General features: G+C 71.9%; 8 protein-coding genes. 3 read left to right on the top strand and 5 right to left on the bottom strand.

The genetic code is table 11. The features are described 5' to 3' along the window. Window positions 1-15: 15 nt before the first annotated feature. A complete protein-coding gene (locus O7615_RS24910) occupies window positions 16-1,356 on the top strand; it encodes a sugar ABC transporter substrate-binding protein (protein ID WP_278180216.1) in 1,341 nt (446 codons plus the stop codon). 81 nt (window positions 1,357-1,437) lie between these two features. Next, complete coding sequence (locus tag O7615_RS24905) at window positions 1,438-3,492, top strand: beta-galactosidase (protein WP_278180215.1); 2,055 nt, start codon at window positions 1,438-1,440, stop codon at window positions 3,490-3,492. Here O7615_RS24905 and O7615_RS24900 read toward each other — a convergent pair. The 5 genes from O7615_RS24900 to O7615_RS24880 all read right to left on the bottom strand — a co-directional run bounded on the left by O7615_RS24900 (window position 3,489) and on the right by O7615_RS24880 (window position 10,817). Further along, window positions 3,489-4,973, bottom strand: coding sequence for a ricin-type beta-trefoil lectin domain protein (locus tag O7615_RS24900; protein ID WP_278180214.1), 1,485 nt, complete (start codon window positions 4,971-4,973; stop codon window positions 3,489-3,491). The genes O7615_RS24905 and O7615_RS24900 overlap by 4 nt on opposite strands. Before the next feature lie 55 nt (window positions 4,974-5,028). Beyond that, entirely contained in the window at window positions 5,029-5,919 is an 891-nt protein-coding gene (locus O7615_RS24895) for a family 43 glycosylhydrolase (protein ID WP_278180213.1), read from the bottom strand. A 62-nt stretch (window positions 5,920-5,981) separates the two neighbouring features. Next, window positions 5,982-7,382 carry an RICIN domain-containing protein gene (locus O7615_RS24890; RefSeq protein ID WP_278180212.1) on the bottom strand — a complete coding sequence of 467 codons (1,401 nt, stop codon included), beginning with the start codon at window positions 7,380-7,382 and terminating at the stop codon, window positions 5,982-5,984. 275 nt (window positions 7,383-7,657) lie between these two features. Continuing rightward, window positions 7,658-8,848: a substrate-binding domain-containing protein gene (locus O7615_RS24885; protein WP_278180211.1), complete on the bottom strand. Its 1,191-nt coding sequence runs from the start codon at window positions 8,846-8,848 to the stop codon at window positions 7,658-7,660. Further along, complete coding sequence (locus tag O7615_RS24880) at window positions 8,829-10,817, bottom strand: heparinase II/III family protein (RefSeq protein WP_278180210.1); 1,989 nt, start codon at window positions 10,815-10,817, stop codon at window positions 8,829-8,831. The genes O7615_RS24885 and O7615_RS24880 overlap by 20 nt, the downstream gene beginning before the upstream one ends. A gap of 343 nt (window positions 10,818-11,160) precedes the next feature. Here O7615_RS24880 and O7615_RS24875 point away from each other — a divergent pair, with 343 nt between their 5' ends. Further along, entirely contained in the window at window positions 11,161-13,137 is a 1,977-nt protein-coding gene (locus O7615_RS24875) for a DUF2264 domain-containing protein (RefSeq protein WP_278180209.1), read from the top strand. Window positions 13,138-13,141 lie beyond the last annotated feature (4 nt).

Below are 13,141 nucleotides of genomic sequence, written 5' to 3'. Positions count from 1 at the left end.
ATGAAGGGAACGATCATGTTGGTCCTACCCCGCCGAACGCTCCTGGCGAGCGCCGTCCTCGCCGTCTCGCTGCTGGCCGCCGGCTGCGGCTCCGGTGACGCCGGCGACTCCGACGGATCCACGGCCACCGTCTCCGAGGCCGACATCGCCGCCGCCCTGGAGGCCGGCGGCAGCATCACCGTGTGGGCCTGGGAGCCGACCCTCAAGCAGGTGGTCGCCGACTTCCAGGCCCGGTATCCGAAGGTCACGGTCGACCTGGTCAACGCCGGCACCGGCAACGATCAGTACACGGCGCTGCAGAACGCCATCACCGCCGGCTCCGGCGTGCCGGACATCGCCCAGGTCGAGTACTACGCGCTGCCGCAGTTCCTGCTCGCCAAGGCGCTCACCAACCTCGACGGCTACGGCGCCGGCACGCTGGAGGGCACCTTCACCCCGGGGCCGTGGAACGCGGTGCGATCCGGCGACGGCGTCTACGGCCTGCCGATGGACTCCGGCCCGATGGCCCTGTTCTACAACAAGGAGGTCTTCGACCGGCACGGGTTGCAGGTCCCCACCACCTGGGACGAGTACGTCGCCGAGGCCGAGAAGCTGCACCGGGCCGACCCGAACGCGTACATCACCAGCGACACCGGCGACGCCGGCTTCACCACCAGCATGATCTGGCAGGCCGGCGGTAGGCCCTACGCCGTGGACGGCACCACGGTGGGCGTCGACTTCGCCGACCCCGGCACCCAGAAGTTCACCGCCACCTGGCAGAGGCTCATCGACGGCAAGCTGCTCGCACCCGTCAACCCCTGGAGCGACGCCTGGTACAAGGGGCTGGGCGACGGCACCATCGCGACACTGGTCATCGGCGCCTGGATGCCGGCCAACCTGGAATCCGGCGTGGCGGCCGCGCACGGCAAGTGGCGGGTCGCCCCCATGCCGCAGTGGGAGGCGGGCGGCACGGTCACCGCCGAGAACGGCGGCAGCTCCCTGGCCCTGCCCGAGCAGGGCGCCAACAAGGCCCTCGCCTACGCCTTCCTGAAGTACGCCACGGTCGACGAGGGCGCGCAGACCCGGGCCGACGGCGGCGCCTTCCCCGCCACCACCGCCCAGCTGAACGCGCCGCAGTTCCTGGACAAGGAGTTCCCGTACTTCGGCGGCCAGCAGGTCAACCAGGTCCTCGCCGAATCCGCCACCCGGGTCGCCCCGGGCTGGTCCTACCTGCCGTTCCAGGTCTACGCCAACAGTGTCTTCGGCGACACCGTCGGCCGGGCGTACCTCGGCGGCGCGACCCTCCAGGACGGCCTCCGCGCCTGGCAGGACGTCTCGGTCACCTACGGCCGGGAACAGGGCTTCACCATCCGGTAACCCGCCGCGCCGGCCGGCCGCCAGTCGCGGCCGGCCGGCGTGCGTCCGGGTAGGCAACGCCAGTTACGTGGGGAGTTCGTCGTGGGAGAACACCGTGCGCACCGGTGGCTACGCTGGCCGTCGGAACCGGACCGGGCCCGCCTGGGGTTCGGTGCCGACTACAACCCCGAGCAGTGGCCCCGCGAGGTGTGGCGCGAGGACGCGCGGGCGATGCGGGCCGCCGGGGTGAACATCGTCTCGTTGGCGATCTTCTCCTGGGCGCGGCTACAGCCCCGCGCGGAGGAGTGGGACTTCGCCTGGCTCGATGAGGTGATGGACCTGCTGCACGCGTACGACATCGCGGTGGACCTGGCCACCGCCACCGCCTCCCCACCGCCCTGGCTGGCCAGCACGTACCCGCAGATCCTGCCGGTCGACCGCGACGGCCGCGTGCGCTGGCCCGGCGGCCGGCAGCACTGGCGCCCCACCTCGCCGATCTTCCGCCGGCACGCCCTGCGGCTGACCCGCCGGCTCGCCCGGCGCTACGGTGCCCACCCCGCCCTGGCCGCCTGGCACCTCTCCAACGAGCTGGGCTGCCACAACGTCTACGACTACTCCGACGACGCCGCGGCCGCCTTCCGCGCCTGGCTGCGCACCCGCTACGGCACCCTGGCCGCGCTGAACCGGGCCTGGGCCACCTCGTTCTGGTCCCAGCACTACAGCGACTGGGGGCAGATCCTGCCGCCCCGCCTGGCCACGTCGTATCCGAACCCGACCCAGCAGCTCGACTTCAAGCGCTTCTCCTCCGACGCCCTCAAGGAGCACCTGCGCGCCGAACGCGACCTGCTGGCCGAGCTGACCCCCGACATCCCGGTCACCACCAACTTCATGGTCATGGGCGAGACCAACGGGATGAACTACGCCGACTGGGCCACCGAGGTCGACTTCGTCGCCAACGACCACTACCTCACCCCCGGCCCGCAGGCGTACGACGAACTGTCGTTCTCCGCCAACCTCACCGGAAACCTGGCCGGGGGGCGGCCCTGGTTCCTCATGGAGCACTCCACCAGCGCCGTCAACTGGCAGCCGGTCAACCTCGCCAAGCGACCCGGGCAGCTGGCCCGGGACTCGCTCACCCACGTCGCGCACGGCGCGGACGCGGTCTGCTTCTTCCAGTGGCGGCAGTCGGCGGCCGGCGCCGAGAAGTACCACTCCGCGATGATCCCGCACGCCGGCGAGGACAGCGACGTGTTCCGCGCCGTCACCGACCTGGGCGCCACCCTGCGCGCCCTGGCACCCGTGGCCGGCACGCCGCGCAGCCGCGCCCGGGCCGCCATCGTCCTGGACTGGGATTCCTGGTGGGCCGCCGAACTCGACTCCGGTCCCACCGACCGGCTGCGCTACCGGCAGGAGGCGCTGGACTGGTACAGCGCCTTCCTCGACCTCGGCATCCGCGCCGACGTGGTACCGGCGAGCGCCCCGCTGGAACAGTACGACCTGCTCGTCGCCCCCATCCTGCACGTCGTGCCGGGCGCCCTGGCCGACCGGCTGCGCCGCTACGTCACCGGCGGCGGCCACCTGGTCACCACCTACTTCTCCGGCATCGTCGACGAGCACAACCATGTCTGGCTCGGCGGTTATCCCGGTGCCCTGCGCGACCTGCTCGGCATCCGCATCCAGGAATTCGCCCCGCTCGCCGACGGGCAGACCGTCGGGCTCGACAACGGCACCACCGGCACCCTCTGGACCGACCACATCGCGCTCACCGAGCCCGGCACCGAGATCCTGGCCCGCTACCGCAACGGCGACCTGGCCGGCCGGCCGGCCCTCACCCGGCGGGTCGTCGGCGCGGGCTCCGCCGCGTACGTTTCGACCCGGCTCGGCCCGGCGGGCCTGTCGACCGTCCTGGCGGAGTTGGCCGACCGGGCCGGCGTGCACAGCGAACTGCCCGGGGAGCTACGCGGGCGCGTCGAACTGGCGGTACGCGGTCCCTACCGGTTCCTGATCAGCAGAACGGACCAGCCCGTCGACGCCGCCCCGCTCGGGCCCGCCGACACCGTCCTGCTGCGGGCGACCGGCGTGACGGTCGTCCGCACCCCGGCCGGCGGGCGAGCCTCCCACGAGGCTCACCCGCCGCAGAGTGGATCGGGGGTCTAGAGGGTCCAGTGTTGGTTGGTGCCGCCGTAGCAGTCGTACTGCTGGATCCGGGTACCGTTCTCGGTCGAGGCGCTGATCACGTCGAGGCACTTGCCGGAGTGGCGCGCGACGATCTGGGTGTAGCCGCCCGAGCTGCGCAGTTCCCACTGCTGGTTGGTGCCGCTGTGGCAGTCGTACTGGGCGACCCGGGCATTGTTCGCGGTCGAGGCGCTGGCCACGTCGAGGCACCGGCCGGAGTGCTGCGAGACGATCTGGTAGTAGGCACCGCCGACCGGCTGGAGCTGCCACCGCTGATTGGCGCCGCTGTGACAGTCCCACTGGATGATGTCGGCGTTGTTCGCGGTCGAGGCGCTCACCACGTCGAGGCACTTGCCCGAGTTCCGGTTCACGATGCTGGTCACCTGGGGGCCGGCACCGGAACCATCACCCCAGCCGTGGCGAACCCGGTCCGCGCCGCTGGGATTGCGGACGCTCAGGGTGATGTTGGTGCCGCTGCCCTGGCGCGCGAACATGGAGTACCAGTCGTAGGTCTGGCCCGAGGTGACCTTGCCGCCGAGCGCCGGCCAGTAGACCGAGCCCATGGTGCGGGCGCGCATGCTGTCGGTGACGGCCCGGATGTGGCGGACGAAGTTGTCGGTGCTGCTGGCGTTGTGGTAGTTCAGACCGGTGTCCATCGGCCCGCCGAACTCGGTCAGCACCGCCCGCGAGGCGCACGAGCCCAGGCGGGTCTCGAAGCTGTTGCGCCAGCCGGCGTAGTCGTTCTCACCGAACATGAACGCGTAGTGGTGATAGGAGAGCAGGGTGCCGCTGAACCGGCTGTCGTTGCAGACCGGCCGCAGGTCGGTGTTGTAGCCGGTGCCGCTGACGAAGATGCGGCCCCTCGGCACCGACGAGCGGGCGTTGATCCAGTTGGCGGCCACGTTCATCCACTCGGACTCGCTGTAGCCGTGCGGCTCGTTCATCGGCTCGAAGTAGACCCGGCTGTTGGCGCCGTACTGGGAGATGACGGTGTCCCACATGGAGTTGAAGGCGCCCATGTTGGTGATCCGGCCACCGGAGGACGCACCGTCCTCCCAGTAGGTGAGGATGACCTTGAATCCCCGCTCGGTCGCGGCGTCGATGGTGCCCCGGTAGGCGCTCCACCACGACGAGCTGACGGTGTGGGTGTTGACCGGCAGTCGGACGGTGTTGACGCCGAGGTGGTTCTCCATCCCGGTGTAGATCGCGTTGGCCTTGGCCCGGACGGTGGCGTAGCTGTCCGAGGAGCTCAGCCCGTCGAGGACGAGGGTGCCGGTGGTGAAGTTGTCGCCCAACCGGGCCCAGTTCATGCCCCGGAACTGGCTGGTGTTCGCGCTGGCCGGCGTGGCGTGGGACACGGCGACGACCGGTACCAGGATCAGCGTGCTCAGCAGGCTGACCAGCAGGCGCCAGGCGGAACGTCGGCGCGGCGTCGGGAACGGTTCGGGGGTGGTGACATGCATGGCGGTGACCGATCTCGTGAGAACTGCGTCGGTGAGGGATGGATCCGTTGGCGGGCTAGACGGGCAGGGCCGTGCCGTGCCGGCAGCCGGAGCAGCCGACCGCGCTCAGCCCGGTCCAGGTGTTGAGGTCGGTACTCGTCGCGGTCCACACCCCGCCGTTGGTGTACCGGTCGACGTAGATGCGCCACCTGCCGTCGTCCAGCCGGACCAGGGACGGTCCCTCGTAGCCGGAACTCCAGAGGGTTCCCCGGTTGGTCCAGCCCTCGAACAGGTTCGCGGTCGTGGTCCAGTGCTCGATGAACTTGGTCGTCTCGTTCTTCGCGAACGCGTGCCAGGTGTTGCCCGACTTCACCACGACGGTGTCGATGTAGTTGGTGGCCAGGCCCCACATCTGCGCGGGGCCGCTCCAGGAGGTCAGGGCGGTGTTCTGCGCGGTGTAGACGTACGGGCGGAAGCAGTTGGAGCACGTGGTGGCCGCGACGCTTGCGATGATCCGGATGGTGCCGCCCTCGACGTAGAACTCGGGAGCCCAGGTGAATCTGGTGTTGGCGATCCCCGAGTTGACGCTGGCGACGTGCGTCCAGGACGTGAGGTTGGTGCTGGACGCGATGTTGAAGTGGGTCGAGTTGGTGGTCCAGGACTGGACGGTGTACGCGATGTAGTACCGGCCGTTGTGCCGGATGATGCTCGGATCGCGCAGCACGCCGGTGGGGCCTCGGTAGTTGGTGTCCGACAGCACGCTGTAGCTGGTGCCGCCGTTGGTGGACCGGTAGACCCACAGTTCCTGGTCCGCCGCGCCGTCACCCTTGAACGTCGTGTAGATCAGTGTCGTGGCGGCCGAGGCCGGCGGCGGCGCGGCGACGGCACCCGCGACGAGGGCGAGGACGCCGACCAGTGCGGTCAGCCAGCGCAGGCGCCGGCGCGATCGCTGTCCCGACGGTGTCATGTTGCCTCCCTTGGCTCTGCTGGTGCCCGGGACCTGGCTCTGCTGGTGCCCGAGCCCGGCGGTCAGACCGCGGTGCGGGACCACTGCTGGTGGGTGCCGCTGTGGCAGGTGAACTGCTGGATGTCGGCGCCGTCGCCGGTGCCGGCGTTGACCACGTCGAGGCACTTGCCGCTGTGGCGGGCGCGGAGTTGGTAGTAGCTGCCGGTCGCCACCCACTGCCACTGCTGGTTGGTGCCGCTGCCGCAGGTGTACTGGATGATGTTGGCGCCGTCGGCGGTCGAGCCGGAGGAGACGTCGAGGCACCGGCCGCTGTTCTGGTTGACGATGCGGAAGTAGCCGCCACCGGCGTCCTGGAACTCCCAGCGCTGGTTGCCGCCGCCGTTCCAGGCGTACTGCTTGACCTCCGCGTTGTTGGCCGTCGAGCTGCTCACCACGTCCATGACCCGGCCGCTGTTGCGGTTCGTCACCCGGTAGTACGTCGGTGAGTTCGCGGTGATGGTGCCGGTGGCCGTGTCGATGGTGATCGACGGGGCCCAGCTCAGGCTCATGCTGGTGCTCGACGGGAAGGTGATCGGCAGCCAGACGTACTGCGAGTCGTTGACCGGCCCGCCCCAGGCGCCGGCCCAGCGGTCGCCCATGTAGAGGTAGCTCGTCGTGGAGGTGCCCTGGATCGGCAGTACGAACGTCGGCTGGGAGCGGAAGGTGGTGGAGTCGCCCACGTTCGTCCAGCCGGTCCACGGGCCGGAGATGCTCGACGCGGTCGCGTACCTGGCCTGGTTCGGGTTCCAGCCGGTCGCCCCCGAGGTCAGCATGAAGTAGGTGCTGCCCCGCTTGAACAGCGCCGGGGCCTCGCGGTGCGCGTCGTTCCAGAAGTTGCCGACCAGGCTGGCGACGTTGAGGAAGTCCGCGTTGAGCCGGTAGATGTGCAGGTCGTAGTTCTCGTCGGCCGCCGAGATCATGTAGCCGGTGCCGTTGTCGTTGTAGAGGGTGATGTCCCGGGACATGTGCCCGAGCGGGCGGAAGCTGCCGTGGTAGGTGTAGTTGCCGTCCACGGTGGCCGACGACGCCACGGCGGCGCGCGCCTCGCTGTAGTTCGTGCCGTTCTCCTTGTGCATCCACATCACGTAGCGCCCGGTGCTGGCGTTGTAGATGACCTTCGGCCGCTCGATGTTGGCGACCTGCAACTCGCTGGCCGAGGACTGGGTGAGCACGTTGTTGCGGAACTCCCAGTTGCGCAGGTCGGTGGAGCGGTAGACCGACACCGCCCGGAACGTGTTGTTCGGGTTGCGGTTCTCGCCGAACCAGTAGTAGTAGTTGCCCACCTTGAGCACGCCGCCCCCGTGGGCGTGCAGGGGGTTGCCGCTCGTGTCGGTGAACTGGGTGCCGTTGGTGATGGTCACCGGTGCCGCCTGGGCGGGTGTGCTGTTGCCGGTGACCGCCGACGCCACCATTCCGGTCGTCATGGCGAGCGCCGTCGCGAATGCCAGGAGCCGTCTACTCGTTCTCACTGCGTTGCCCCTTCTGTCGGAGGGAGACCGTCGCGGGGACGGCGGAGCCACGCATGGGTGACCATCCGTTGCCCGGTGCCGCGACGATGCCGCCGGTCCGGCGCGGATCGCCCGGACCATCGGCGGTTCACACGTGGGCAACACCTTGGTAACCGACGCGGGATTCGGGGCGCCACAGTTCGTACCAAGTCATTCACGAACGTACATAACCGAACGTCCGGGTCCTCCGATCACGCCCTGGTCGGCGAGGCCGGACGCCACCCCGACGGCGACGGTGACGGCGGCGTCGAGGGGCGGGGCGCGGCGGTGGACTCGCGGATGCGCAGGGCCGGGCTGATGACGACCCGGTGGGTGGGGCGCTCCGGGTCGGCGAGGCGGTCGGCGACGAGACGCACGGCGGCGCGGCCGATCGAGCGGCGCGGCGGCCGCACCGCGGTCAGCGGCGGGCTGAACAGGCCGGCGACCTCGTCGTCGTACGCCACGATGGACAGATCACCGGGCACGGCCAGTTGCCGCTCCTCGCAGCGCTGCACCAGCGCGATCGCCTCCGCGTCGGCGTGCACCAGCAGCGCGGTCGTGCCGGTAGCCGCGCAGCGGTCGAGCACCTCGTCGATCAGGGCATCCCGCTCCGGCGAGCGCGAGTCCGGCACCACGGCCTCGACGGTCGCCGTGGGGTCCAGCCCGCAGTCGTTCGCGGCCTCCAGCCAACCCCGGCGCACGTGCGGACGGGTGGGGCTGTTGGCGTCCAGCACCACGCCGACCCTGCGGTGACCGAGGGAGGTGAGGTGCCGCACCGCCATGGCCGCGCCCAGCGCGTGATCGGTCACCACCGATTCCATCACGGCGTGGTGGGCGCCCACCGTGGCCGTGCGCTCCAGCAGCACCACCGGGACGCCGGCGTGGGCCAGCCAGTCGATGGTCCGCTCCGCGGTCGACGTGTCCATCCGCGGCGCGATGATCAACCCGTCGACGCCCATCCGGTCGACGAGACGTTCCAGCTGGGGCCGGTCGTCCTCGGCGTCGTAGGAGGAGCCCCGCAGCACGACCCGCATGTCCAGCTCGCGGGCGGCCTCCTCGGCGCCCCGGGCCACCTCCGGAAAGTAGTAGTCGAGCGACGGCACGAGCATGCCCAGCGTGCGCCCGCTGAGGGAGGACGGGCCGGCGGCCGGCGCCTCCGGCGCCGGCGATTCGTCGGGGGTGATGAGGGCGACCCCGCCGTGCACCCGCTGGACCAGCCCCTCGGCGGCGAGTTGGGCGATGTCGCGCCGGATGGTGACGGCCGCGGCGCCGAGCGCCTCGGACAGGTCGGAGATGCGCATGGCCCCGTCGCGTTGCAGCGCCTCCAGTAGCAGCTGGCGGCGAGCGACCTGAAGCGGCGCCCGGGTCTCTGCCGCGCCGGTCTCACTGCCTTCCAGGGTCATCGGGTACCTCCGAGAGCGCGTCGTGCGGATGGGTTTCCTCGACCGTGAGGACGAGTGCGCCGGTCGGTCCGAGCGCGGTGACGTCGATCGCGATGCGGGTGAGCCGCTCTCCCCACACGGCGGCGAGCATAGGATCGTCGAGCACGCGAGCCGTCGACGAGCCCGGTGCGGACGCGGGCCGCCAGCTCACCGCGAGGTGGCCGGCGCCGTCCAGGGCGGCGATCGTGGCGCGGCCCGGACCGAGCTGGACGTCGCCGGCGACGAGCAGGTGAAGCCGGGTCGACGCGGGCGCCGCGTCCGGGTCGAGCTGCCAGGCGTCCGTGATCACGATCCGTCCACGGTGGCGCTCGAACCGGGCGGTACGCCGCCAGCTCCGCAGGTCGGTGCGCGGGTACGCGTCGGCGATGTCCAGGCTCAGCTCGGCCACGGCGTCGTCGACGGTCGCCACGACGTGCCGGGCGGCGTACCCCCGGCCGGGCGCCTGCGCGGTGTCGCGGACGTGCGGAACGTTGTGCCAGTCGCTGCGCATGGTCCAGATGGCGTAGCGGTCCCGGCCGAAGGTCCGCGCGGTGTAGGTGGGGCGGCCGGCGTCCACGAGCACCGGCACCCCGTCGAGGGCGACCACGACGGAGCCGACGTCGTTGTGGTTGTGGTGCTCGCCGTTGTGGCCGCCCTTGACCGCGAGGGTCAGCCCGGCCGGGCTGCCGGCCGCACGGCGGGCCAGGAGCACCTGGGTGGAGGGGAACCACACGTCGCGCGGCAGCGGTGGTGCGGCCGGTCCGGCGGCGGTCCACTCCGGCCCGGTGGCGGTCCACTCCGGATCGGTCAGGGCCCGCAGTAACCGGCCGAGGCCCTGCTCCTCGTTGGCGACCGGCGCGTCGGGCCGGCGGTGGGCGGCGGCGTGCGCCTGCGCGTCCCGGTCACCGACCCGCCGGGCGGCCCGGTGCAGGGCGTGCCACGGCTGGGTGTCGGTGGCCGGCCGGGCCGAGCCGTCGGCGTGGTTGAGGTACCAGTCGCCGCCCAGGTGCATCCGGTGCGGAAAGGCCACGGTGTGGCACAGCGCCTCGCCCGGCACGCCGTCGAGCGCGCCGCCGGTGGCCTGGGCGAGCAGGTCGAGCGCCTCGTGCGCCCGGCAGGCGCCGTTCCACCAGTAGCCGTAGCCCTCGTCGATGGCACCGTCGGCGGGCAGCGACGCGACGTACCGGTCGAGCCCCTCGACCACCAGCTCGACCAGCGCCGCGCGGCGGGGGCGATCGTCGAGGTCGTCGAGCAGGCGCAGCCCGGCGACGAGCACGTTGCCGTGGATCCACGCGCTCCAGTTGTGCACGTCGCCGTCGAGGCCGAGCCAGTGCCAGTCCCGGCGGGCGGCGAACGGGCGCAGCACCCGCCCGTCGACCTCGTGGCGGATCCGCGCGCGCAGGCCGGGCGCGTGCGTGTCGAGCGGCCCGCCGAGCAGGTGGTCGATCCAGGCCAGCTGCGCGGCGACCTCGCCCGCGCCGAGATCGAGGTAGGGGTCGGTGACGGTCGGCAGCACCGCGCCGTGCACCGAGCGGGTGTCGTCGTGCGCGGGCCAGCACCAGCTGCTCTGCTCGCACAGCAGCGTCACCCCGTCGACCACCTCGTCCAGCCAGGTTCCGTCGAGGGTGGCCGCCGCCAGGACGGCGGCCCGGGTGAGCCGCGCCTGCCGGGCGAAGACCCGCTGCTCGTACGCGTCGCGGTCGCCGTCGCGGAAGTACCGGGCGTACTGGCTGGCCAGCGGCGTCGGCCAGGCGGTACCGAGATCCCGCTCGGCGCGGGCGCGCAGGTGCCGCAGCGTGGCGGGGTGCGGGTGTGCCCAGACGGCACGCTCCGACGCGGGCGGCACCGGAAGGGACGCCTCCGGCGGCGCCAGGACCCGGGCCAGCGCAGGCCCGCTGGCACCCAGCCACGCCGCGGCGAGCGGGCCTGCGAAGCGGTCTGCGGCGGCCATCATTCCCCGAGTTGCCGAGCGGTTGTGAACGGTCCCGACCGTATCAGAGCGCTTATGGCGCGAAGCTGGAGAGAACTCGTCTCCGTCGCCGTGACGGCGAGTGATATCCGGAGCTTTGAGGGCTTTGGTCCGGAATATGCGAGTTATCGGCCGAGAGCCGTGGTGACCCTGGTCACAGCACTTTACGACCCTGTTCTGTGCTCTTCTGATCGGACATGTTCATCTCAGTTTCGCAACGGCATTGACTTGTTCAGTTGTGAGCGTTTTACTTCGGAAACCCGATCGTTGCCTGCGCGACACATAGCCGGGCAACGCCCCGCACCACTGCCCCGGAGGCGGCTCGATGCGACAGGATCTCGGCTGGGCCCGCAGTGACTGGTTGGCCCTCGCCGACCGGCTGCTCGCCGCCGCCCGGCCGTTCGCGTCCCCCGGGCACGCCCTCGTCACCTTTCCCGGCGCCGCGGGCGGTTACGGCCGGGCCGTCGACGGCCTGGAGGGGTTCGCCCGGACGTTTCTGCTGGCCGGGTTCCGGATCGCCGGTGCCCGGGGCGTCGGCGTCGACGAACTCGCCGACCGGTACGGCGCCGGCATCGCCGCCGGCACCGACCCGACCTCCCCGGAGCGCTGGCTGCGGCTGGACGAGCACCCGCAGGCCAAGGTGGAGGCCGCCGCCATCGCCCTGATCCTGGACCTGACCCGCCCCTGGATCTGGGACCGGCTGCCGTCCACCGTGCAGGAACGGGTGGTCGACTACCTGGCTCCGGCGGTCGGCGACCACACGTACCCGCGCATCAACTGGGTCTGGTTCCGGCTGGTCGTGCAGACGTTCCTGCGCTCGGTGGACGGGCCGCACGCACTCGACGAGATGGCCGAGGACCTGGCCACCCACGACGGCTTCGCCCGCGCCGACGGGTGGCTGTCCGACGGGCCGGAACGCGCCTACGACCACTACGTGGGGTGGGCCCTGCACGCGTACCCGACCCTGTGGGCCCGGATGACCGGCGCCGCCGACCTGGCCGAGGAGCGCCGCGAACGGGACCTGGCCGCCCTCGACCGGTTCCTGCGGGACGCGGTCGCCCTGGTGGGCGCCGACGGGTCGCCGCTGATCCAGGGACGGAGCCTGGTCTACCGGTTCGCCGCCGCGGCGCCGTTCTGGGTCGGTGCGATCGCCGGCGTGCCCTCGGTCGACCTCGGCCAGTTGCGTCGCGCGGCCACGCGCGTCGTGCGCCACTTCGTCGACCGTGGCGCCCCGGACGACCGTGGCCTGCTCACCCTGGGCTGGCACGGGCCGTGGCCCCGGCTGGCCCAGGCGTACTCCGGTCCCGGCTCGCCGTACTGGGCGAGCAAGGGGCTGCTCGGCGTCGCGCTGCCCGCCGACCATCCGGTGTGGACGGAGCCGGAGCGGCCGCTGCCGGTCGAGGAACCCGACACGGTACGGGCCATCCGCGCGCCGGGCTGGCTGGTCTCGGCCACCCGCGCCGACGGGATCGTCCGCGTCGTCAACCACGGCACCGACCACGCGACGGAAGGCGCCACCGTCGGCGACTCCCCGCTCTACGCCCGGCTCGGTTACTCCACCGCCACCACCCCGGTTCTCGACGAGAGCGGCTGGCGCAATCCGCTCGATCAGTCCGTCACCCTCGTTGACCACGCGGGCCGGGCCACCCACCGCGCCGGCATGCGCCTGCTGACCGTCCAGGTCGACGGCGACGGCCTCGGCGTGGCCGGGTCGCGGGCGTTCGCCCACTGGGTCGACCCGGATCCCGGCCAGCGCGACCACGGCAGCGGCCGCACCGGCCCGCACCGGCCGGCCGGGCACCTCACCGTGTACTCGCTGGTCCGCGGCGCCTGGGAGCTGCGCCTGATCCGCCTCGACGACCTTGCCGCCGGCGTCCAGGCGGCGGCGCTGCGGCTGCGGATCGGCGGCTGGGCCCTCGCCGGGGACGCGACGGCCGCCTGTGCCGACGGTGTGACGACCGTGACGGCGAACGGCCTGACCAGCCGGCTCGAATCGGTACACGGAGACGGAACGGCCGGTGCCACCACCGTCCCGCACGGCGGGCCCCTGGCCGGCGGGCTGGTCGTGCCCTGGTTGGACCACGCCGCCGAGCCGGGCAGCTGGATCGCCGCCCTCACGGAGCTGACCTCGGGGTCCACGGCACCGCAGGCGTGTCGGGCCCTACTGGACGACGACGCCGACGGCCTGCACGTGGCGGTCGACTGGCCCGACGGGGCCAGCACCGCGACCCGCCTGGACCTGGAACGGCCAGGCCCGCCGCCCGGCGGCCTGGTAGCAGTGCGGGCCCACCCGGGCCCTTGACCTA

It is taken from the genome of Micromonospora sp. WMMD1082, from assembly GCF_029626175.1.
Lineage (GTDB): Bacteria > Actinomycetota > Actinomycetes > Mycobacteriales > Micromonosporaceae > Micromonospora.
This window is presented reverse-complemented; position numbering and strand designations above follow the sequence as displayed.